Raw genomic sequence first — 21,474 nt, forward strand, 5'->3', positions numbered from 1 at the left:
TTTAACCTGCCCGGAAGAACGGCTTATCCCCGAGAACAGTGGCCCGGTGCATAATTCGTCGCTGCGGCAGGTAATCGGCGTTGGCGTAATGCTGCGTCACCCGGTTATCCCAAATCGCCACATCATTCGGCTGCCAGCGCCAGCGCACCTGGAACTCCGGTTTCGTCATGTGGGCGAACAGGAAACCGAGCAGCGCCTCACTCTCTTTCTCTGTGACATCGACAATGCGCGTGGTGAATCCCTCGTTGACGAACAGCGCTTGTTTACCGCTTACCGGATGGGTGCGAATCACCGGATGCAGCAGCGGCGGATGTTTCGCCACGGCTTCCCGCCAGCGCTGATGCTCCTCCTCCGTCCGGCGGTATTTATACTCAGGGAAAGATTTGCGAAAGTCGTGCTCCGCCCGTAGCCCGCGCAATAACAGGCGAAATGGTTCAGAAAGCGCGTCATAGGCGGCAATACCGCTGCTCCACACCGTATCGCCGCCGGTATCGGGTAACGTTTTGGCAGCAAGTATCGCCCCGGCTGGCGGCGTCTCAATAAAGGTAACGTCAGTGTGCCAGTTGTCGTTATCCGGTGGATTATCGTTGTGCGTATCCAGCACGATAATCTCATCCACCCCGTCGGCATGGGGATAAACAGGATGAATATGCAGATCGCCAAACCGCAGAGCCAACGCGCGCTGCTGCCGGGGCGTGATGGCCTGCCCGCGCAAAAACACCACCTGATGGCGCAGTACCGCATGGTAAAGCTGCTCGAACTGATTATCGCTTAGCGGACGGGTCAAATCCGCGCCGGAAATCTGTGCGCCAATAAACGGCCCCAGCGGGGTAATTGCTAAACGTTCACTCATTGGACTTCTCCATACCAGGGCGTCAGGCGGCGCTGAAGCGCGCGCAAACCCAGTTCTAAAATAAAAGCGATAACCGCAATGACCGCGATCCCTGCCAACACGACGTCGGTCGCGAGAAATTCCCCTGCCGACTGCACCATAAATCCTAAGCCCCGCGTCGCGGCGATCAGCTCCGCCGCCACCAGCGTCGACCAGCCGACGCCAAGTCCGATACGCAAGCCGGTCAGGATCTCCGGCAATGCTCCCGGCAGGATCACGAACCAAAGTACCTGAAGCCGGCTGGCGCCCAACGACTGCGCCGCGCGAATGCGCACCTGCTGTACGCTTTTTACCCCGGCCATTGCCGACATCGTCACTGGCGCAAAAATCGCGAGATAGATCAGTAAGATCTTCGAGGTTTCGCCGATGCCAAACCAGATCACCATTAGCGGCAGATACGCCAGCGGCGGCACGGGCCGATACAGCTCAATGATCGGATCAAGCATGCCGCGCACCGTCGGGCTAAGCCCCATCGCGATCCCCACCGGAATACCGACAGCGACTGCCGCCAGCAGCGCCAGCGCGATGCGGCTCAGACTGGCTGCCAGATGCTGCCACAGCGTGGCATCCATAAACCCCTGCGGCCCGGCAATAGCAATCAGCTTTTTCAGTACCTGCTCCGGCGGCGGCAGGAACAAAGGACTCACCAGTTGCATCGCCGCCACTGCCCACCACGCGAGAAGGATCGCCGCCAGCGTGGCAATGCTCAACGTGAACTGGCGGGAGAATGGCCTGCGCCATTTCAGCGCGCGCGGGCGCGGTTTATCGTTAATCAACACGCTCATGAAAAGGCCTCCCGCTCGGCGAAAACGCGCTGCAATACATACTCGCGGGTGTCGATAAACTGTGGGTCGGACTTGATACTACGCCCGCTTTCCCCCGCGACAACGCGCCGGGAAAAGTCGAGCGGCAGCCGTTCCAGCACCCGCCCAGGTCCGGGAGAGAGCAACAGCAGTTCGGTGGCCATAAATACTGCTTCTTCAATATCATGGGTAATGAGCAGCACCTGTTTTCCCGTCTCGTGCCAGAGCTTAAGCAGCAGGATTTGCATCTGCTCGCGGGTAAACGCATCCAGCGCGCCAAAAGGTTCGTCGAGCAGCAACAGTTGCGGGTTTGCCGCCAGCGCGCGGGCAATACCCACGCGCTGGCGTTGCCCGCCGGAAAGCTGCCAGATGTAACGCTGGCCGGCCCCGTCCAATCCGACCTTCCTCAACATCGCCTGCGCAATGTCATCACGCTGCGCTTTTTTCACGCCCGCCAGTTGCAGACCCAACGCGACGTTGTCCTGCACGTTGCGCCACGGCAGCAGTCCTTCCTGTTGAAACACCACGCCTCGCTCCGCCCCCGGTCCGTCAACACGCTTCCCTGCCAGTTGTATCGTCCCGCGCTGATACGGCATAAACCCGGCGATCAGATTCAGTAGCGTGGTTTTACCGCAGCCGGACGGGCCCAGCACGACCAGCAGTTCGCGGCTGTCCAGCGTCAGACTGATATCTTCCAGCGCGGGCTTTCCGCCGTAATCGGCATATAAATGAGAGACTTGCAGCATCCTCGCCTCCTTTACGGTATAAAGCGATCGGTAACGAACTGGCTGTAGTCGCTTGCCACGGCGGGAACTTTGCCCTGCGCTTTCAGGAACTGCGCCGTGTCGATAATCGCTTTATTCACCGGCCCATTCAGTTCCGCTATCTGCTGCTGCGCCGTCAGGTAAGAATTACCTTTCACCAGACCCGGCACATCGGCTTCTGGCACCCCGCTTAGGCGCGACAGCTTGCGGAGGTTCTCCGACTGCTTCAGCCACGCGTCCGGATCTGCAATATAAGGCTGCTGCGCGTCGAGCGCGCTTTTGGCGAAGGCTTTCACGACTTCCGGATGTGAATCGGCAAAATCTTTCCGCACCACCCAGACATCAAGCGTCGGCGCGCCCCATTCCCCAACCTGAGCGGAGTCGGTCAGTACCTTGCCCTCTTTTTCCAGCGTATTAACCGCGGGCGCCCAGACATACGCGCCGTCAATATCGCCACGCTGCCAGGCGGCAATAATTGCCGGTGGCTGCAGGTTTATAATCTGTACCTGATCAGGCTTTATTCCCCAGTGCTTCAGCGCCGCCAACAGACTGTAATGGGTGGTGGAGATAAACGGTACCGCAATACGTTTGCCAATCAGATCCGTGGGCGTGTGGATGTTCTTCTTCACCACGAGCGCTTCGGAACTGCCGAGTTTAGAGGCGAGCAGGAAAACTTCGACAGGCACCTGCTGGCTGGCTGCGACCGCCAGCGGGCTGGAACCGAGATTACCAATCTGAACGTCGCCCGAGGCCAACGCGCGTACGATGCTCGCCCCGCTGTCGAACTTGCGCCAGTCGACGGTTGCGCCGCTCGCATTCTCAAACGTGCTGTCCGCCTGGGCGACTTTTGCCGGTTCAGCGGAGGTCTGATACGCGACGGTGACGTTAACCGCCTGCGCCTGAAACGCGATGAATGCCAGAACGGCAAGAAGTGAATAATGCGATGAACGTGCCATAGGTCTGCTCCCTTGTCTTGTTATAGAGGCAGTATTTCGTCGCAAAAGAAATTGATAAAGGAATTAAAAAGTCTTGCTAATAGCAAAGCGTTTTTAGAAAAAAATCGGCAATGGTTAGTGATTTCGCGCATTACCCCAAACGACGTCTCTGTCAGGTTGCATGACGTTTTTGTTACGTCCATTCCATAACTACGCCTGATTGATTGCCAGCGCAGCGGCGGCAGGCATCATAGCGATATGATCCGGCAAGAGAGCAAAAAGATGATACGTGTGGTGCTGGTGGACGACCATGTGGTGGTGCGATCCGGTTTTGCGCAGCTACTGAGTCTTGAAGACGATCTGGACGTCGCGGGCCAGTACAGCAGCGCGGCAGAAGCGTGGCCTGCGCTGCTGCGCGAGGAGGTCAACGTGGCGGTGATGGATATCGCCATGCCGGATGAAAACGGCCTGAGCCTGCTGAAGCGACTGCGGGCGCAAAAACCGCAGTTCCGCGCCATTATTCTCAGTATTTATGACTCGCCGACCTTTGTGCAAAGCGCGTTGGATGCAGGCGCCAGCGGCTATCTCACCAAGCGTTGTGGACCGGAGGAACTGGTTCAGGCCGTACGTTCCGTCGGCATGGGCGGGCACTATCTCTGCGCCGATGCGCTACGCGCGCTGCGCGGCGGGAAACAGTCGTCACCGGTCCTGGAAGCGCTTACGCCACGCGAGCGCGAGGTATTCGACCTGCTGGTGAAGGGCGATAGCGTGAAAGCGATCGCCTTTAAGCTCGACCTGAGCCATAAAACGGTACATGTGCATCGCGCCAACGTGCTCGGCAAGCTGAACTGTCACAGCACCATTGAGCTGGTGCATTTTGCGCTCGACCACCAACTGCTGGCGGGGCACTGATGTCGCGCGGCGTTCGCCACGTCGTCATTTCGCTGTTTATCCTGCTGGCCTGGGGAACGGGCTGGCTGATGCTGTGGACGCTCAGTTTTTACCTGACCCACAACGGTCAACAAGCGGCGCTGTTTTTACCGCACGGCGTTTATCTGGCGCTGCTGATCCTGCTTTCGCGTCGTTACTGGCCCGCGCTGGTCTTACCCCCCATAGCGATGCTCTTCTGGCTGCACAGCGAACACTTACTGAATGGCTATCTGCTGACGGTCGCACCGTTGATCGGCCTGCTTCCCGCCAGCCTCGCGCAGCAGTACTGGCGCCGTTTCCCACTTTACTGGCAGCGGCTCACCCTGCTGCTGGCGACGGTCACCGTCGCTTCTCTTCTGAATACTGTCCTGCTCTCTCCGTTTGTGAAAAGCCCGGCATTACTGCTCGGGCTGGCCTCATTTACTGGCGGCGTACTGCTGACGCCGTTTGTTTATCTGATTTTTGAATTTCTTCGCCAGCAGCACCGTTATCATCTGCTGGGGCTGGACACCACTAATCCACCGCTGCGCACCTCGCTGATTATCTGGTGCAGCCTGTTTTTTATCATTGGCATCGGTACCCAGATGGTGCTTTCGCCGGAAATTGAACGGCTGCTGCTGATTGTGGTCTTTCTCCCCAACGTCGTGATGGCATGGAAATTCGGCTGGCAGGGCGGCGTGCTTTCTGGCCTGCTCGGCAGCATGATGATCACTCTCGCCCGTCAGGTTGGGGTTGGATTCAGTAACCTGATTGAGCTGGAGATCTTCCTCGCCACCCAGTCGCTGCTGGGCATCGGGCTGGGGATCGCCATCAGCCGTCAGCAGCATCTGGCGCAAAACCTGCACCATTACCGGCAACGGCTGGAGGCCGAACTGGCGGCGCGACGGGCGCTGACTGAAAAGCTGATCCATACAGAGGAAGACACGCGTAAAAGTCTGGCGCGCGAGCTGCACGATGAAATCGGCCAGAACATTACCGCCATACAGATCCAGTCACAATTAGTAAAACGGGCGCGCGATCCGGCGCACACCCAGGCCGCCGCCAGCCAGATTAACGAACTGGCCCAGCGCATTCACCACTCTACCCGTCAGCTTCTGCGCCAGCTTCGACCGCCCGCGCTGGATGAACTGTCATTCAAAGAGGCGCTGCATCATTTGCTCAACGAGTTTGCTTTTCAGGAGCGCGGTATCCGCTGCCGGTTTGACTATCAGTTGCCCTCCACGCCCGAAAGCGAAACGGTGCGCTTTACCCTCTACCGTCTGTTGCAGGAACTGCTGAACAACGTCTGTAAGCACGCCGCCGCCAGTGAGGTCTCGATTGTTTTGCGCCAGCGCGGTGAGACGGTGTATCTGGACGTAAAAGACAACGGCGTGGGCATCGACGTGGCGCGCATGTCTGGCTTCGGTATTCAGGGAATGCGCGAACGCGTCAGCGCGCTCGGCGGTGAACTGACCCTGGAGTCACGGGACGGCACGCGGGTGAGTGTTAACTTGCCCACAAATTTGCAACAAATCGCCTTTTAACCAGGAAAAAGTCTTAGTCACTCCGGACTTTCTCTCATCCCCTTTCGGTTTCATTTTTTTATAGTCAGAAAAACGGAGACGGTATGCACGCACGCCCAGCGATTGACATTGAACAACGTTACCGGACGCTGCGCCCGAGATTACTGCTGTGCATGGTGATTGGCTACGCGGCGTTCTACCTGACGCGCAAAAGCGTGAACTATGTGTTACCTGCGTTACAAACCGATCTGGGGCTGGATAAAGGCGATATCGGTCTCCTGGGATCGCTGTTTTACCTCAGCTACGGGCTGTCGAAATTCACCGCCGGACTGTGGCACGACAGCCACGGACAGCGTGGATTTATGGGCGCGGGACTTTTCGCTACCGGCGTTCTGAACGTCGCGTTCGCGTTTGGCGAGTCACTGACGCTTCTTCTTGCTGTCTGGACGCTGAACGGATTTTTTCAGGGCTGGGGCTGGCCGCCGTGCGCCCGTTTGCTGACCCATTGGTATTCACGCAATGAACGCGGTTTCTGGTGGGGCTGCTGGAACATGTCGATCAACATCGGCGGGGCGATTATCCCGCTGATTAGCGCCTTTGCCGCCCACTGGTGGGGCTGGCAGGCGGCGATGCTGACGCCGGGGATCATCAGCATGGCGCTGGGTATCTGGTTAACACTGCAACTGACAGGAACGCCCCGCGAAGAGGGATTACCGTCAGTCGGCGCCTGGCGTAACGACCCACTGGAACTGCGCCAGGAGCAGTTAAGCCCGCCGATGGGGCTGTGGCAGATGCTGCGAACCACCATGTTGAAAAACCCGATGATTTGGTTGTTAGGCGTGTCGTATGTGCTGGTGTATCTCATCCGCATCGCCCTGAACGACTGGGGCAACATCTGGTTGACCGAGAGTCACGGCGTCAATCTGCTGAGCGCCAACGCCACGGTTATGCTGTTTGAAGTGGGCGGACTGCTCGGCGCGCTGTTTGCTGGCTGGGGGTCAGATTTACTGTTCAGCGGCCAGCGGGCGCCGATGATTTTGCTGTTCACGCTGGGGCTGATGGTGGCCGTCGCCGCGCTGTGGCTGGCGCCGGTGCATCATTACGCGCTGCTGGCGGTCTGTTTCTTTACGGTGGGTTTCTTTGTCTTTGGCCCACAAATGCTGATCGGTCTTGCTGCGGTGGAGTGCGGACACAAAGCAGCGGCCGGGTCGATCACCGGGTTTCTCGGCCTGTTCGCCTATCTGGGAGCAGCGCTGGCGGGCTGGCCTCTGTCGCTGGTCATAGAACGCTACGGCTGGTCGGGGATGTTCAGTTTGCTCTCGATCGCCGCGGTATTAATGGGTTTACTGCTGATGCCCCTGCTGATGTCGGGCATCACCACCCCACTCAGTCAAAGGATAAAACAATGAAAATGACCTTTACCTCTACCCTTATTGCCTCTGCCGTGGCGCTGGCAACACTTTCCGGCGCGGCGCAGGCGAAAGGTCGTCTGGTGGTCTATTGCAGCGCTACCAATGAAATGTGCGAAGCAGAAACCAAAGCTTTTGGGGAAAAGTACGACGTGAAAACGTCATTCATCCGCAACGGCTCGGGCAGCACGCTGGCGAAAGTCGATGCCGAAAAGAAAAACCCGCAGGCTGACGTCTGGTACGGCGGTACGCTTGATCCGCAGTCTCAGGCTGGGGAAATGGGTCTGCTGCAACCGTATAAATCGCCCAACCTTGAGCAGGTCATGACACAGTTCCGCGACCCTGCCAAACTGAAAGGAAATTATTCGTCGGCGGTGTATGTGGGCATTCTCGGCTTTGGCGTTAACACCGAACGCCTGAAAGAGAAAAACCTGCCGGTGCCAAAATGCTGGAAGGATCTGACTAAACCAGAATACAAAGGCGAAATTCAAATTGCCGACCCGCAAAGTTCCGGAACGGCGTACACCGCACTGGCGACTTTTGCGCAACTGTGGGGGGAAGATCAGGCCTTTGATTACCTGAAACAGCTAAACAGCAACGTTTCTCAGTACACCAAGTCCGGTATCGCCCCGGCGCGAAACGCCGCGCGCGGTGAAACGGCTATCGGTATCGGCTTCCTTCATGACTACTCGCTGGAAAAAGAGCAAGGCGCACCGCTGGAGCTGATCTCCCCGTGTGAAGGCACCGGCTACGAAATCGGCGGCGTCAGCATTCTGAAAGGCGCGCGCAATCTCGACAACGCCAAACTGTTCGTCGACTGGGTGCTGTCGAAAGAGGCGCAGGAACTGGCATGGAAGAAAGGTAAGTCTTATCAGATCCTGACCAATACCACCGCGGAAACGTCACCTAACTCACTGAAACTCGACGGCCTGAAGCTGATCAATTACGACATGGATAAATATGGCTCAACGGATGTTCGCAAAGCGCTCATCAATAAATGGGTCAGCGAAGTGAAAATGGGTAAATAAGCCCACTTTTGCGGTCATGCCGGGTGGCGGCTACGCCCTACCCGGCCAGGATCTTCCTCAACACCGGAACCGCTATGTCACACACACTTGCACGCCATTCCGTGAAAAAACGGGATGCGGTATTCCTTTGGGTTTTGCTGAGCTGGCTGGCATTTGCGCTGCTGCCGAGCTGGAGCCTGGATTATGGCCTGCTGGAGTCGACGCGCGATGAGATTGTCGACGCCTACGGCTGGTCGCAGGTTAATGTTAGCTGGCTGTGGTATCTGCTGCCAGGCCTGCTGCTGATACGTCCTTTTCAGGAAGCCACGCGGGAGCAGCGCAACCGCCATTACCTCGACGCAGGCTGGTCGTTATTCTGTATGGCGTTTGTTGTCATCAGCGCCACTGTGGAAGGTCGCGGCTTAGGCTACGCGACCCTCGTACTGTTTGTGGCGCTGGGCGCGATGATGACCCTGGCGCTGACCCGTCTGGAATGGCTGGGCGGCGACCGTTTCGTCATCGGCTCGCTGGTCGCCATCGTGGCGTTGATTGGCGTGTTTATCGTCTGGCCAAGCATCGCTATTTTTATTCCGATGTTCACCGGCGATACCGGTGAATTCGCGCCGCTGGCGTTTTTGACCGTGCTGTCACAGGCACACATCATCCAGGTCATTATCAACTCTATCGCGCTGTCGATAGCGGTGGGCGTCGGCTGCACGTTTTTTGGTCTGGTGTTGGCGATTTACACCACCCGTATCGCCCGCCGCAGCGCCATTATTGGCCGTATTTTTTCAATATTGCCGATCGTCACCCCGCCGTTCGTCGTGGGGCTGGGGGTGACGCTGATGATGGGCCGCTCCGGCTATGTCACTGAATGGATGGTCGACTGGTTCGGGCTGACCAATACCAACTGGCTGTACGGTTTTACCGGCATCTGGCTGGCGCAGGTGCTGGCGTTTACCCCAATGGCGTTTATGATCCTCGATGGCGCGATCAAAACCATTCATCCATCGCTGGAAGAGGCTTCCTATACCCTGCGCGCCAGCCGCTGGCAGACGTTTAACGGCGTGTTTGTGCCGCTGCTCAAACCGGCGCTGGCGAACGCGTTTCTGATCGTCATTGTGCAGTCATTGGCCGACTTCAGTAACCCGCTGGTTCTCGGCGGTAACTTCGACGTTCTGGCCACGCAAATCTACTTTTACATTACCGGTTCACAACTGGATTATCAGGCCGCCAGTACCCTCGGTGCGTTCTTGCTGCTCTTTTCGCTGCTGGTGTTCTGCGTCCAGTACATGTGGATCGGTAAGCGCTCCTACGTCACCGTGTCCGGTAAATCGTATCGCGGTGATGTGCAGCCGCTGCCGGTGACGCTCGTGTGGAGCGTGGTGGTGATCCTGGCGGTGTGGGTGGCCTTTAACGCCCTGCTTTACGGCAGCATTTTCTACGGCAGCTTTACCGTTAACTGGGGCGTGGACTACACCCTGACGCTGGATAACTTTATTAAGCTGTTCGGCCAGGGCATGAGTGACGGCGCATGGCCTTCGCTACTGGATACCCTGCTTTACGCCGGGATTGCCGCGCCAATCACCGCCGCCTTCGGGTTGCTTATCGCATGGATCGTGGTGCGCCAGCAGTTCAAAGGCAAGAAGACCATCGAGTTCACCACCATGCTGTGCTTTGCCGTACCCGGCACCGTGGCGGGCGTGTCGTACATTCTCGCCTTTAACAGCGCGCCAGTGTATCTCACCGGTACGGCGGCCATTGTCATTATCTCAATGGTGATGCGGAATGTGCCGGTAGGGATTCGCGCCGGAATTGCGGGCTTAGGACAAATCGATAAATCGCTGGATGAAGCTTCGCTCAGTCTGCGCGCCGGGAGTTTACGCACCATTACCCACATTCTGCTGCCGCTGCTGCGCCCGGCGATCCTCTCCGCGCTGATCTACAGCTTTGTGCGCGCCATTACCACCGTCAGCGCCATTGTGTTCCTCGTGACGCCGGACACCCGGGTGGCGACGGCCTACATTTTAAACCGCGTAGAAGACGGCGAATACGGGGTGGCGATTGCCTACGGTTCGATTCTGATCGTGGTGATGCTGGCAATCATTTTCATCTTTGACTGGCTGATCGGGGAAGCGCGTATCTCCCGTTCGAAAGCGAAAAATCAGGCGTAATGGAGCGCACTATGAGTCAGAAAAATTTTGTTGAACTGCGCAACGTCACCAAACGATTCGGCAGCAACACGGTGATCGACAATATCACTCTCACGATTCCGCAGGGACAAATGGTGACGCTGCTCGGTCCCTCCGGCTGCGGTAAAACCACTATTCTGCGTCTGGTCGCCGGGCTGGAAAAACCGAGTGAAGGGCAGATTTTTATCGATGGCGAAGATGTTACCCACCGTTCCATTCAGCAGCGCGATATCTGTATGGTGTTCCAGTCCTATGCTCTGTTCCCGCATATGTCGCTGGGAGAAAACGTTGGCTACGGCCTGAAGATGCTCGGCGTCTCACGGCAGGAAGTCAACGCCCGGGTGAAGGAGGCGCTGGCGATGGTCGATCTTGACGGCTTTGAAGCGCGCTATGTCGATCAGATCTCCGGCGGCCAACAGCAGCGCGTGGCGCTGGCGCGCGCCTTGATCCTCAAACCAAAGGTGCTGTTGTTCGATGAGCCGCTGAGTAACCTCGACGCTAACCTCCGGCGCAGCATGCGTGACAAGATCCGCGAACTGCAAAAGCAGTTTGATATTACCTCACTGTACGTCACCCACGATCAAAGCGAAGCCTTTGCCGTTTCCGACACCGTGCTGGTGATGAACAAAGGACATATTATGCAGATCGGTTCGCCGCAGGAACTGTACCGCCAGCCCGCGTCACGTTTTATGGCGAGCTTTATGGGCGATGCCAACCTGTTCCCGGCCACCTTCACCCCGGAAGCGGTGAATATTTACGGTTATCGCCTGCCGCGCCCCGCGCACTTTGTGGCTGAAGGCGCCGGGACCGTGGGCGTGCGTCCGGAAGCGATCACCTTAAGCGATCGTGGGGAAGAGAGTCAGCGTTGCGCCATCCGGCACGTGGCCTATATGGGGCCACAGTATGAAGTAACGGTGGAGTGGCACGGGCAGGAGATTTTATTACAGGTCAACGCTACGCGCTTACAGCCGGACGTCGGCGAGCAGTACTACCTCGAAATCCACCCGTACGGCATGTTTATGTTAGCGGACGCGGCGTGATCGTTGCCGGGTGGCGCGACGCCACCCGGCGCACCCTCAGCGCCGGGCGTTTAATTCGGCAATATCCTTTGGCGTCGTCCGGCAGCAGCCGCCTATCAGCTTCGCCCCCGCCGCTAACCACTGCGGCAAATAATCCGCCAGCGTCTCGCACGCTTCACCATGATGATGCCAGGTTTTGCTCACCGCATCGTAATGCTCACCCGAATTCGGGTAAATCACCAGCGGCAGCGCCGTTACGCCGCGCAAATGCTGTAACGCGGCGGTGGTGTTTTCCAGCGCGATGCAATTAATGCCAATCGCGACCACCTGCGGATAATGATTCAGCCACTCGGCCACCTCCTGCAACGGCGTGCCGTCGCTCAGATGTTCACTGTCGCGTAGGGTGAAAGAGAACCATGCGCGGGCGCGCGGGTAGTCGGTCAACAGCGCCGCCAGCGCCTGAATCTCAACAAAGTTAGGCAGCGTTTCACAGGCCAGCAGATCGGCGCCAGCATCCAGTAGCGCCTCAACGCGCGGACGGTGGAAGGCCTGAAATTGCTCGGGGGTGCGCACGTAGTCACCGCGATATTCCGACCCGTCCGCCAGGAACGCGCCATACGGGCCGACCGATCCCGCCACCAGCAGCGTGCCCGCCTGCGGATTTTCCGCCAGCCAGGCTTCGCGAGCTTTACGCGCCAGCTCCACGCTTTTGCCGATCAGCGCTTTGGCCTGCGCTTCATCCAGTCCGCGCGCCGCAAACCCTTCCGGCGTGGCCTGGTAGCTGGCGGTAATCGCGCACTGGGCCCCGGCGCGAAAATAGTCCAGATGCACTTCGCGGATCAGCTCCGGGTTTTCTACCAGCACCCTGGCTGACCACAAACTGTCGGTAAGATCGCACCCCCGCGCTTCCAGCTCCGTCGCCATTGCCCCGTCCAGCAACAGAAAATCGTGCTTTTCGAGAATGGCGCTTAACGGATTATTCTGCGACATGTTCAGACTCCTGTTGTTTATCTCGCGATTGAGTAAGGAAATAAACACCATAACACAGCGCCACAAACGGTAAACCGCACCACAGCGCAATTCTCTGACTCGGATCGAAAGCCAGCCCGATACAGGCCACCAGGCAAAGGACGAACCCGGACACGGGCACCAACGGATACCAGGGGGCGCGATACTGTAGCGCATCAAGCGTTTTGCCCTGCTGAACGTGACGACGACGAAAAACAAAGTGTGACGCGCAGATACTCAGCCACACCGCCACCACAGCAAAGCCGGAAATCGCCGACAGCGCGACATAGACCGTATCCGGCGCGATCACGCTGGAAAACAGCGCCAGCACGCCGCCGAGCATACTCACCGACAGCGCGGTAAGCGGCACGCCATTGCGAGTCACCCGCGCAAAACAGGCGGGCAGCGTGCGCTCGTTAGACAGCGACCACAGCATCCGCCCGGACGCGTACAGCCCGGAGTTTGCCGCCGACAGGATCGCAGTCAGGATCACGAAGTTCACAATATCCGCCGCGTAAGGAATGCCCACCTTCTCAAATACCAGCACAAACGGGCTTTTTTCAACCCCCGCCTGCTGCATTGGGATCAGCGCCGCCAGTACGAACACGGTGCCGATAAAGAAAATGATCAGCCGCGCAATGGTAGTACGAATCGCCACCGGGATGACTTTTTGCGGGTTTTCCGTTTCACCGGCGGCAATGCCGATAAGCTCCGTGCCGGAAAAGGCGAAATTCACCGCCACCATGGTCATCAGAATCGGCAGACCGCCGTGTGGAAACCAGCCTTCGGCGGTAATATTGCTTAACCCCGGCGCGGGTGAACCGTCCTGCATCGGAATGATACCGAAAATCGCCGCCCCGCCGAGAACAATAAACGCGATGATGGTGATCACCTTCACCAGTGAAAACCAGAACTCGCCTTCGGCAAAAAAGCGGGTGGACACCACGTTCAGACCAAATATCACCAGACAGAAAATGACACACCAGATCCAGACGGGTACCTGGGGAAACCAGTACTGCATGCAAAATCCGGCGGCGGTAAAGCTGGAGCCGAGCGCCACAGTCCAGGTTAGCCAGTAAAGCCATGCCACGGTGTACCCCGTCGCCGGACCGAGGTAGCGCGCGGCATAGACGTGAAACGCCCCGGTTTCCGGCATCGCGACCGACAGCTCGCCAAGACACTGCATCACCAGCCAGACCACCAGCGCGCCAATCAGATAAGCCAGCAGCGTCCCTGCCGCCCCGGTGGTCGAAATAATGTATCCGGTATTGAAAAATAAGCCGGTACCGATTACGCCGCCCAGAGACAGCATAATCAGATGGCGGGTTTTCATGGTGCGCTTCAGTGGCGCATGTTGTTGTGTTGTTTGCATATAACCTTCTAAACGTATGGACATCTAAACATCCAAAGAAGGTTTGTTATACCGTGTTTACGGGCGGAATGCAAAACTCAGCCAGCCGCCAGGCGGCGCGATGTCCGGCTCATCAGCACAAACACCGCCAGTCCCGCCAGCAGGATCCCTGGCGCTGACGCCGCCATCACACCGACGGTACCGGTGCCGAGCGCCAGCATTTTCCCGGCCAGCAGCGGCCCGCTCATCGCTCCGAGGCGCCCGACCGCCACGGCGGTGCCGACCCCTGTCGCCCGAATGTCGGTACTGTAGAACAGCGGCGCCAGCGCGTAGAGCACGCTTTGCCCGCCGGTGGCGAACAGCCCGGCGATGAATCCGGCCATCAGCATACCGCTGAAGGAAGAGACGGTGCCCAGCGCCAGCAGCGAGGCCAGCATCCCGCTATAGATCAGAAGCGACATGGTCAGCGGCCGCAGCTTGTCCATCAACGCCCCGAGGATCAGCGTGCCTGCCGCCGCGCCGATTTGCAGGGAAAACATCACCCGCGCCGCCTGCGAAGGCTGGAATCCCTGTTCCACCAACAGCATCGGCAGCCAGTTGATCAGCATGTAGACCACCAGCAGGGTGAAGAAATAGCACAGCCAGAGCAGCAGCGTGGCGCTGGCCGTCGCCGGGGCAAACAGCGCGCGCAACGGTGGCGCGCCCGGGGTTTGACCGGCAAATACTGCCGACTCGGGCAGCCAGCGCATCAGCAACGGCACCAGCAGCAGCGGAATCATGCCGCCCACCCAGAAGACGGTCTGCCAGGCCGTTGCGACACCGGCAAAACCGAGCATTGCCGCCAGCGCGGCGCCAATAGGAACCCCGCAGTACATCAGGCTGACCGCCGTGCCGCGAAAGCGTGGCCCCGCGGCTTCGGAGGTGAGCGCAATCAGATTCGGCAGCGCGGCGCCCAGGCCCACGCCGGTCATCAGGCGGGCAAACACCAGCGTGAAGAAATTCCACGACAGGGCGGTCGCCAGCGAAAACACGCCGAACAGCGCCACGGAGGCGATCAGGACGCGCTTGCGTCCATAGCGATCCGCCAGCATGCCACCGACCAGCGCGCCGGGTAACAGGCCGAGGATCCCGGCGCTGAAGATCCAGCCCATTTGCATGCTATCCAGCGAGAATGCCCGGGCGATGCCCACGGCGGCGATACCGGCGGCCTGGAGATCGAGCCCTTCCATCAGGGCGACCAGAAAACACAGCCCGATGGTCAGCATCAGGCGCGATGTAGCGTAGGGACGAGGATGCATAAGATCTCCCTCTGAGTTCACGGGGCAGGTGAATGGCGGCTGATACGTTGCCAGCCGCATCATTCTTATTTATTGACAGTTGCGCAGATCCAGCGCCACATCGACGATCATGTCTTCCTGGCCGCCCACCATCCGGCGTTTCCCCAGTTCGACGAGGATGTCGACCGCGCTCAGGCCGTAGCGTGCCGCCGCCACTTCGCAGTGACGCAGGAAGCTGGAGTACACGCCGGCATAGCCCAGCGCGAGGGTTTCGCGATCCACGCGCACCGGGCGGTCCTGTAACGGGCGCACCAGATCGTCGGCGGCGTCCATCAGCGCATACAGATCGGCGCCGTGCTGCCAGCCGAGCTTATCGGCCGCGGCAATAAAGACTTCCAGCGGCGCGTTGCCCGCCCCGGCTCCCATTCCCGCCAGGCTGGCGTCAATGCGGTCACAGCCCTCTTCCACGGCGGCGATCGAGTTCGCCACCCCAAGACTCAGGTTGTGATGCGCGTGCATGCCGGTTTCTGTTTCCGGCTTCAGCACCGCTTTCAGGGCGCGGAAGCGATCGCGAATGTCCGTCATGTTCATTGCGCCGCCGGAGTCGACCACATAGATGCAGGTCGCGCCGTAGCCTTCCATCAGCTTCGCCTGCCTGGCCAGATTTTCCGGCGTGGTCATATGGCTCATCATCAGGAAACCGACGGTGTCCATTCCCAGCTCACGGGCAGAGTGAATATGCTGAGCGGAGACGTCCGCCTCGGTGCAGTGGGTCGCCACGCGCACCACCCGCGCCCCGGCCTGATACGCATTTTTCAGGTCGTGAATCGTGCCGATCCCCGGCAACAACAGCGTGGCGATTTTGGCATGTTTCACCACCTCCGCCGCCGCTTCAATCCACTGCAAATCGCTGTGCGCGCCAAAGCCGTAGTTGAAGCTGGAGCCTTGCAGGCCGTCGCCGTGGGCGACCTCAATCGAATCCACCCGCGCGTCGTCGAGCGCTTTCGCAATCTGGCGCACGTTTTCCAGTGAATACTGATGACGAATGGCGTGCATGCCGTCGCGCAGGGTCACGTCCGAGATGTAGAGTTTTTTACCGTTCATGCTGCTTCTCCTGCCCGACGCGTCAGCGACTGCGCCATCTTTTCAGCGGTCGCCAGCGCGCTGGAGGTCATAATATCGAGATTGCCCGCATACGCTGGCAGGTAGTGCGCCGCCCCTTCCACTTCCAGATACACCGCGGTTTTCAGCCCACAGAACTGTCCGATGCCCGGCAAATTCACTGGTTTATCCTCAGGAATGACCTCAAACTGCACGCGCTGCTTCAGGCGATAGCCCGGCACGTAAGCCTGCACTGCGGCCGCCATCTCGTTGATGGACGCTTCCACTTCCGCCTGCGAGGCGGCGTCGCTCAGCACATAGACGGTGTCGCGCATCATCAGCGGCGGTTCGGCCGGGTTAAGCACGATAATCGCTTTTCCCTTCGCCGCACCGCCCACCGCCTCAATGGCTTTCGCGGTGGTTTCGGTGAACTCGTCAATGTTTGCCCGCGTTCCCGGTCCGGCGGATTTACTGGCGATCGAGGCGATAATCTCGGCGTAATGCACCCGCGCCACGCGGGAGACCGCCGCCACCATCGGGATGGTCGCCTGCCCGCCGCAGGTGACCATGTTGACGTTCTGCTGGTCGACGTTGGCCGCGAGATTGACCACCGGCACGCAGTACGGGCCAATGGCCGCAGGCGTCAGGTCAATCAGGCGAATGCCCGGCTTCGCTTCGCGCAGGGCGGCGTCGTTTTTGACATGCGCCCCCGCGCTGGTGGCATCGAACACAATATCAATGTCGGCAAATTCCGCCATCGCCATCAGCCCTCGTACCCCGTCGTGGGTGGTGGCGACGCCCATGCGGCGGGCGCGGGCCAGTCCGTCCGATTCAGGGTCGATACCGACCATCACCGCCATCTCCAGATGCTGACCGTGACGCAAAATTTTAATCATCAAATCGGTGCCGATATTGCCGGAACCGATAATGGCAACCTTACACTTACTCATGACTGACTTCCTTCTGTGGTCGCCGCGGAAAACGTGACGGCAACCGAACCAATACCTGCAATATGGGCGGCAAAGGTGTCGCCCGCGTTGACCGCGACCATCGGCCCCAGCGCCCCGGTCAGAATAATGTCACCGGCGCGCAGCGGCTCGCCGAGGCTGGCCATTTTGCGCGCCAGCCAGACGGTGGCGTTCAGCGGATGCCCAAGGCATTCGCTGCCGCGTCCGCTGGACACCTCTTCGTTATTGCGCGTCATGTGCATGGCGCAGTTTTTCAGATCGACTCCGGCCAGACGCTGCGCCGGGCCGCCGAGCACATACACGCCGCAGGAGGCGTTGTCCGCCACGGTGTCGACAAACTGAATCGACCAGTCGCGGATGCGGCTGCCCACCACTTCCAGCGCGGGCAGCACCCATTCAACGGCGCCAGCCAGTTCATCAAAGGTGGTGTCAACGTGCGGCAGATCCCGGTTAAGCACCAGCGCGATTTCCGCTTCGATGCGCGGTTGCAGCACGCGGGAAAACGGGATGGTCTCGTTGTCGCCGTAGCACATGTCGGCGAACAGGGTGCCAAAGTCCGGCTGACTCACCCCCAGTTGCTGCTGGACTTTCGGGTGCGTCAAGCCGACTTTGCGTCCGACTACCCGGCGCCCCTGCGCCACGGCGTGTTCAACATTGATGCGCTGAATGGCATAGGCGGCTTCCGCACTCTCCACGCCCGGCCATTCACGCACCGGCGCAATGGCTTCGCCCTGCTCTTCTGCACGCCGCAACGCTGCGGCGATTGGTTCAAGGATAGTGTTCGACATAACCGTTCCTTATGGGCGCGCGAGGAAATTGAGTACCAGTTGGTTAAAGGCGTCCGCATGTTCCCACTGCGCCCAGTGGCCGCAGTCGCGATAGATATGCAGTTCGGCACCGGCAATCCCGGCGAGCAGGCGCAGACCGGCGTCCATCGGCACAAAGCGGTCGTTGCGCCCCCAGACAATCAGGGTCCGGGCGGTGATTTCGCTCAGGCGCGGCGTGAAGTCGGGGAATTGCTTCGGGTTCGCCTCCAGACTCTTAATAAAGTTGTCCAGATGATCGCGGCGCGACAGCATATTGTTCAGCCGCGCTTCAAACAGCGCGTCGGTCAGGTCGCGGGGGTCATGGACGAAGATGTTCATCATCTGTTTCAGATTGTCGATGGTCGGCTCGCGGTAAAGCTGATTCAGCCGCTTAATGCCTTCCGTCGGCATTGGCGTGAACAGGCTCATGCCGCCGGTTCCCCCGCCCATCAGCACCAGCCTGCCGACGCGCTCCGGCCAGCTCAGGGTGAAGGCGACGGCGCTGTGGCCGCCCATTGAGTTACCCAGCAGGTGGACGTTCTGAATGTCCAGTTGGTCGACCACGCTTTTCAGAATGCGGGCATTGAGATCGGATCGTGACCCGGTATTGACGATCGAATCGCTCTTGCCCCAGCCCGGGCAGTCGAGCAGGATCACGCGATAGCCCGCTTCCACCAGCGGATCGATATTGCGGCTGAAGTTGGCCCAGCCCGTGGCCCCCGGGCCGGAACCGTGCAGCAGAACGACGGTTTCGTCGCCTGCGCCGCAGTCGTTGTAATGGATGCGTAGCGTTTTACCGGTTTCCTCAACGTTGAGAAAACGGCTGGTCGCGGCTTCGGTTTGCGGTTGATAACTCATGATGTTCTCCTGCCTTTCAGTTCAGTGTTCTGGCGCTCAGCGAGCCAAATCCGGCGATCCACTCCGGGATCGGGCGATAGTAACGACCTTCGCTTCGCCAGGCGCCAAAGGCGGAAATGGCGGCGAAAGCGGCAACCCAGGTTTTAATTTCGTGGGTGGATTTGCCCGCGATCGCCGACAGCTCTTCATTGCTGACGGCATCCAGTTCGGCAATACGACCCTGTTCGAGCAGCGACATAAACCGGTTGTCCCAGATGGGGTTCAGCGGGTGCAGCGTTTTCTGATCTGCAACAAACTTCTCGGCGGCGCCGATCACCCGCTGCTGACGCAGCTCACGCTCCCCGGCAGGCAACTGTTTGCCACTGCCCAGCAGGCGATCGCGCATATGGGCGTCGGCTTTCGCCAGCTCCGGCACCGGCGGCTGGTGCGACAACCCGCCGGACCCTAAAAACAGCACCCGCTTATTAAGCGTGCTGGTGAAACGACCAATCGCTTCCCCCAGCATCCGGGTACGCTGAAAGCCCGGCAACGGCGCGGCGACGCCGTTGATAAACACCGGCAGCACCGGCACGTTGTCCAGCCCGCCGAGCAAAAACTCCAGCGGCTGGGCAAAGCCGTGATCGACCTGCATACAATACGAGACGGCGAGATCGATGCCGCTTTTCATCACCGCGTGGGCGCAGGCTTCGGCCAGTTCAGTCGGTACCGGCAGTTCCCCCGCCGCGCTGCCAAAATCGCCAATCGCCGTCGCGCCGACGCCTAAACAAAACGGCGGCATGACGTCATAGAAAAACCCGTTGTAGTGATCCGGAGCGAACAGCACCACCAGTTCGGGATCAAACGCGGCGATCCGCGCGCGGGCACTGGCGATAACGCCGTTGACCTCGTCCAGCACGGCCTGCGCCGGGTCGACATAGCCCACCAGCGGCGAGTGGGAAAGACAGTGAAGATAAGCGTGCATATCAGGCCACCTTTTCGACAGGAAGATTGGCATCCGCGCGGGTCAGCGTCATCACTGACGCCAGGGTATTGAGCGTGGCGCCGAGGGTTTGAGGAATGGCGACGGCGGCGACAAAGCGGTCCGGGCGCATCACCACCAGCGAGACGTTATGCCGTGCGAACCACTCGCGCAGACGCCCCTGCGCGTCGCCGATACGGATCACCCCGTCATGGCGGTCCTGCGGGATGCCAATCTGCACCTCCGGCACCACCTGAATAAAGCGCGTGCCGGTGGCGCGCCACTGCCGAATCTGCGCTTCGCTCATCCCCCACAGCGGGTTACAGCCCCAGCCGATCACCGCGAAGTTCGCGCCGATGACGTTATCCAGCAGCGTCACCTCTCCCGTCTCCAGCGTGATCTTCGGCTGAATAAACATCTTGCCGACGGGGGACGTTGCGGCCTCGCCTTCACGCACCAGCGCGCCGTCGTGATACTGCGGCATCGGCTTGAAGCGCATTTCGAGGAAGTAGCGTTTCACCGGCGGCAGGTAGTTCAGCAGCCAGGAGGCGCCGTCACGCACCGCGCCATGCCAGCGCTTCGGCGGCGCCAGCACGTTGCCGGCGGTCACTGAGAGGTCAATCATCGCTTTTGCGTGATCGCGGCGTTCCTGCTGGTAGGTATCGAGCAGCGCGTCACTCGCTTTGCCGTCGATCACCAGCGCCAGCTTCCAGGCGAGGTTAAAGGCGTCGCGCATGCCGCTGTTATAGCCCTGCCCCTGCCAGACCGGCATGATGTGCGCCGCGTCGCCGGCCAACAGCACGCGATCGACGCGGAAGCGATCGGCAAGACGGGCGTTATGGGTGTAGACGCGCTGACGGATCAGCTCGACGTTGTCCGGGTTCGGCAGCACCTTGCTTAAGAGCTGACGCATGTTTTGCGGCTCGCTGAGCTGCGCCTCGGTCTCCCCTGGCATCACCATAAATTCAAAACGCCGCACCGCGTGGGGTAGTGCGGCGGAAACGTAAGGCCGCACCGGATCGCAGCACAGATAGACATGCGGCGTGCTGAGCGGATCGTTGGCAATATCGACCACAATCCACTGGTTCGGCGCGGTTTTCCCTTTGAACGGCACGTTCAGCGTGCGGCGCACCAGGCTCGCTCCGCCATCGCAGGCCACCAGCCACTGTGCTTTGACCGTTTCCCGTTGCCCCTGCGCCGTTTTCAGGTTGAGCGTCACCTCGCCTTCCTGCTGGCTGAAGGCTTCCAGCTCGCGAGAGAACAGACAGCGCACATTGGGAAAGCGCGACAGCCCCTCAAGCAACACCGCATCCACCTGCGGCTGGATAAACGCGTTGCGCCGCGACCAGCCGAACTCATCGGTCATCGGCTGAATATCAGCAAAGCAGCGGCCTTTTGGCGTAAGAAAGCGCATCGCGTGGTGTGGCGTGGTATGTGGCAACACCTTCTCCACCAGCCCGACGGACTGCATGGTGCGCAGCGCCTCATCGTCAATGCCGATGGCGCGGGGATAGTCGATGAGCGTATCAAGCTTTTCCACCACCAGCACCTCGATGCCCATCTGACCAAGATAGTTGGCCATCATCAGTCCGACCGGCCCCGCACCGGCTATGGCGACCTGAACGGTATGGTTGACGGCGGGTTGAATATCAGGGGTTGTTGACATGTTGTACCTCACGATTCGGACAAAACGG

The 21,474-nt window shown here is 59.6% G+C and carries 19 protein-coding genes; 6 read left to right on the forward strand and 13 right to left on the reverse strand.

Annotation, left to right across the window (positions count from 1 at the left end; all coding sequences use genetic code 11):
• Position 1: 1 nt before the first annotated feature.
• The 4 genes from tauD to tauA are packed head-to-tail and all read right to left on the reverse strand — an operon-like array spanning position 2 to position 3,415.
• Positions 2-853 carry a taurine dioxygenase gene (gene tauD / locus CSE01S_RS07015; protein WP_042286076.1) on the reverse strand — a complete coding sequence of 284 codons (852 nt, stop codon included), beginning with the start codon at positions 851-853 and terminating at the stop codon, positions 2-4.
• Positions 850-1,677, reverse strand: a complete 828-nt coding sequence (gene tauC / locus CSE01S_RS07020) for a taurine ABC transporter permease TauC (protein ID WP_042286078.1) — start codon at positions 1,675-1,677, stop codon at positions 850-852. Before tauC ends, tauD begins: the two co-directional genes overlap by 4 nt.
• Entirely contained in the window at positions 1,674-2,441 is a 768-nt protein-coding gene (tauB, locus tag CSE01S_RS07025; protein ID WP_042286080.1) for a taurine ABC transporter ATP-binding subunit, read from the reverse strand. The genes tauC and tauB overlap by 4 nt, the downstream gene beginning before the upstream one ends.
• Positions 2,442-2,452: 11 nt before the next feature.
• Positions 2,453-3,415: a taurine ABC transporter substrate-binding protein gene (gene tauA / locus CSE01S_RS07030; protein ID WP_042286082.1), complete on the reverse strand. Its 963-nt coding sequence runs from the start codon at positions 3,413-3,415 to the stop codon at positions 2,453-2,455.
• 261 nt (positions 3,416-3,676) lie between these two features.
• On the opposite strand from tauA, the gene CSE01S_RS07035 reads away from it, so the two are divergent.
• The 6 genes from CSE01S_RS07035 to fbpC all read left to right on the forward strand — a co-directional run bounded on the left by CSE01S_RS07035 (position 3,677) and on the right by fbpC (position 11,474).
• On the forward strand, positions 3,677-4,306 hold the full coding sequence (locus tag CSE01S_RS07035) for a response regulator transcription factor (RefSeq protein WP_042286212.1): 630 nt from the start codon (positions 3,677-3,679) through the stop codon (positions 4,304-4,306).
• On the forward strand, positions 4,306-5,847 hold the full coding sequence (locus CSE01S_RS07040; protein ID WP_042286084.1) for an MASE1 domain-containing sensor histidine kinase: 1,542 nt from the start codon (positions 4,306-4,308) through the stop codon (positions 5,845-5,847). Before CSE01S_RS07035 ends, CSE01S_RS07040 begins: the two co-directional genes overlap by 1 nt.
• Before the next feature lie 83 nt (positions 5,848-5,930).
• Positions 5,931-7,235 (forward strand): MFS transporter family glucose-6-phosphate receptor UhpC, encoded by a 1,305-nt coding sequence (gene uhpC, locus CSE01S_RS07045; RefSeq protein WP_042286086.1) that lies wholly within the window; start codon positions 5,931-5,933, stop codon positions 7,233-7,235.
• Positions 7,232-8,263: an ABC transporter substrate-binding protein gene (locus CSE01S_RS07050; RefSeq protein ID WP_042286088.1), complete on the forward strand. Its 1,032-nt coding sequence runs from the start codon at positions 7,232-7,234 to the stop codon at positions 8,261-8,263. The genes uhpC and CSE01S_RS07050 overlap by 4 nt, the downstream gene beginning before the upstream one ends.
• Before the next feature lie 74 nt (positions 8,264-8,337).
• Positions 8,338-10,416, forward strand: a complete 2,079-nt coding sequence (locus tag CSE01S_RS07055) for an ABC transporter permease (RefSeq protein WP_042286090.1) — start codon at positions 8,338-8,340, stop codon at positions 10,414-10,416.
• Positions 10,417-10,427: 11 nt separating this feature from the next.
• Entirely contained in the window at positions 10,428-11,474 is a 1,047-nt protein-coding gene (gene fbpC, locus CSE01S_RS07060) for a ferric ABC transporter ATP-binding protein (RefSeq protein ID WP_042286092.1), read from the forward strand.
• Positions 11,475-11,510: 36 nt separating this feature from the next.
• On the opposite strand, the gene mmuM is transcribed toward fbpC, so the two are convergent.
• From mmuM to CSE01S_RS07105, 9 genes are all read right to left on the reverse strand, one after another.
• On the reverse strand, positions 11,511-12,443 hold the full coding sequence (mmuM, locus tag CSE01S_RS07065; protein ID WP_042286094.1) for a homocysteine S-methyltransferase: 933 nt from the start codon (positions 12,441-12,443) through the stop codon (positions 11,511-11,513).
• Positions 12,430-13,833: an S-methylmethionine permease gene (mmuP, locus tag CSE01S_RS07070; protein WP_042286096.1), complete on the reverse strand. Its 1,404-nt coding sequence runs from the start codon at positions 13,831-13,833 to the stop codon at positions 12,430-12,432. The genes mmuM and mmuP overlap by 14 nt, the downstream gene beginning before the upstream one ends.
• A gap of 77 nt (positions 13,834-13,910) precedes the next feature.
• Positions 13,911-15,110: a 3-(3-hydroxy-phenyl)propionate transporter MhpT gene (mhpT, locus tag CSE01S_RS07075; protein ID WP_042286098.1), complete on the reverse strand. Its 1,200-nt coding sequence runs from the start codon at positions 15,108-15,110 to the stop codon at positions 13,911-13,913.
• Between the two features lie 69 nt (positions 15,111-15,179).
• Positions 15,180-16,193: a 4-hydroxy-2-oxovalerate aldolase gene (gene mhpE / locus CSE01S_RS07080; protein WP_042286099.1), complete on the reverse strand. Its 1,014-nt coding sequence runs from the start codon at positions 16,191-16,193 to the stop codon at positions 15,180-15,182.
• On the reverse strand, positions 16,190-17,140 hold the full coding sequence (mhpF, locus tag CSE01S_RS07085) for an acetaldehyde dehydrogenase (RefSeq protein WP_042286100.1): 951 nt from the start codon (positions 17,138-17,140) through the stop codon (positions 16,190-16,192). The genes mhpE and mhpF overlap by 4 nt, the downstream gene beginning before the upstream one ends.
• A complete protein-coding gene (mhpD, locus tag CSE01S_RS07090; protein ID WP_042286101.1) occupies positions 17,137-17,946 on the reverse strand; it encodes a 2-keto-4-pentenoate hydratase in 810 nt (269 codons plus the stop codon). The genes mhpF and mhpD overlap by 4 nt, the downstream gene beginning before the upstream one ends.
• Positions 17,947-17,955: 9 nt before the next feature.
• Positions 17,956-18,822 (reverse strand): 2-hydroxy-6-oxonona-2,4-dienedioate hydrolase, encoded by an 867-nt coding sequence (gene mhpC, locus CSE01S_RS07095; protein ID WP_042286102.1) that lies wholly within the window; start codon positions 18,820-18,822, stop codon positions 17,956-17,958.
• Positions 18,823-18,838: 16 nt separating this feature from the next.
• A complete protein-coding gene (mhpB, locus tag CSE01S_RS07100) occupies positions 18,839-19,783 on the reverse strand; it encodes a 2,3-dihydroxyphenylpropionate/2,3-dihydroxicinnamic acid 1,2-dioxygenase (RefSeq protein ID WP_042286103.1) in 945 nt (314 codons plus the stop codon).
• Between the two features lies 1 nt (position 19,784).
• Positions 19,785-21,446, reverse strand: coding sequence for a bifunctional 3-(3-hydroxy-phenyl)propionate/3-hydroxycinnamic acid hydroxylase (locus CSE01S_RS07105; RefSeq protein ID WP_042286104.1), 1,662 nt, complete (start codon positions 21,444-21,446; stop codon positions 19,785-19,787).
• Positions 21,447-21,474: the final 28 nt, after the last annotated feature.

It is taken from the genome of Citrobacter sedlakii NBRC 105722 (genome assembly GCF_000759835.1).
Classification (GTDB): domain Bacteria; phylum Pseudomonadota; class Gammaproteobacteria; order Enterobacterales; family Enterobacteriaceae; genus Citrobacter_A; species Citrobacter_A sedlakii.

Excerpts from the sequence above, each read along its gene's own strand:
- tauD (WP_042286076.1), bottom strand. The coding sequence starts at position 853 with ATGAGTGAACGTTTAGCAATTACCCCGCTGGGGCCGTTTATTGGCGCA.
- tauC (WP_042286078.1), bottom strand. The coding sequence starts at position 1,677 with ATGAGCGTGTTGATTAACGATAAACCGCGCCCGCGCGCGCTGAAATGG.
- tauB (WP_042286080.1), bottom strand. The coding sequence starts at position 2,441 with ATGCTGCAAGTCTCTCATTTATATGCCGATTACGGCGGAAAGCCCGCG.
- tauA (WP_042286082.1), bottom strand. The coding sequence starts at position 3,415 with ATGGCACGTTCATCGCATTATTCACTTCTTGCCGTTCTGGCATTCATC.
- CSE01S_RS07035 (WP_042286212.1), top strand. The coding sequence starts at position 3,677 with ATGATACGTGTGGTGCTGGTGGACGACCATGTGGTGGTGCGATCCGGT.
- CSE01S_RS07040 (WP_042286084.1), top strand. The coding sequence starts at position 4,306 with ATGTCGCGCGGCGTTCGCCACGTCGTCATTTCGCTGTTTATCCTGCTG.
- uhpC (WP_042286086.1), top strand. The coding sequence starts at position 5,931 with ATGCACGCACGCCCAGCGATTGACATTGAACAACGTTACCGGACGCTG.
- CSE01S_RS07050 (WP_042286088.1), top strand. The coding sequence starts at position 7,232 with ATGAAAATGACCTTTACCTCTACCCTTATTGCCTCTGCCGTGGCGCTG.
- CSE01S_RS07055 (WP_042286090.1), top strand. The coding sequence starts at position 8,338 with ATGTCACACACACTTGCACGCCATTCCGTGAAAAAACGGGATGCGGTA.
- fbpC (WP_042286092.1), top strand. The coding sequence starts at position 10,428 with ATGAGTCAGAAAAATTTTGTTGAACTGCGCAACGTCACCAAACGATTC.
- mmuM (WP_042286094.1), bottom strand. The coding sequence starts at position 12,443 with ATGTCGCAGAATAATCCGTTAAGCGCCATTCTCGAAAAGCACGATTTT.
- mmuP (WP_042286096.1), bottom strand. The coding sequence starts at position 13,833 with ATGCAAACAACACAACAACATGCGCCACTGAAGCGCACCATGAAAACC.
- mhpT (WP_042286098.1), bottom strand. The coding sequence starts at position 15,110 with ATGCATCCTCGTCCCTACGCTACATCGCGCCTGATGCTGACCATCGGG.
- mhpE (WP_042286099.1), bottom strand. The coding sequence starts at position 16,193 with ATGAACGGTAAAAAACTCTACATCTCGGACGTGACCCTGCGCGACGGC.
- mhpF (WP_042286100.1), bottom strand. The coding sequence starts at position 17,140 with ATGAGTAAGTGTAAGGTTGCCATTATCGGTTCCGGCAATATCGGCACC.
- mhpD (WP_042286101.1), bottom strand. The coding sequence starts at position 17,946 with ATGTCGAACACTATCCTTGAACCAATCGCCGCAGCGTTGCGGCGTGCA.
- mhpC (WP_042286102.1), bottom strand. The coding sequence starts at position 18,822 with ATGAGTTATCAACCGCAAACCGAAGCCGCGACCAGCCGTTTTCTCAAC.
- mhpB (WP_042286103.1), bottom strand. The coding sequence starts at position 19,783 with ATGCACGCTTATCTTCACTGTCTTTCCCACTCGCCGCTGGTGGGCTAT.
- CSE01S_RS07105 (WP_042286104.1), bottom strand. The coding sequence starts at position 21,446 with ATGTCAACAACCCCTGATATTCAACCCGCCGTCAACCATACCGTTCAG.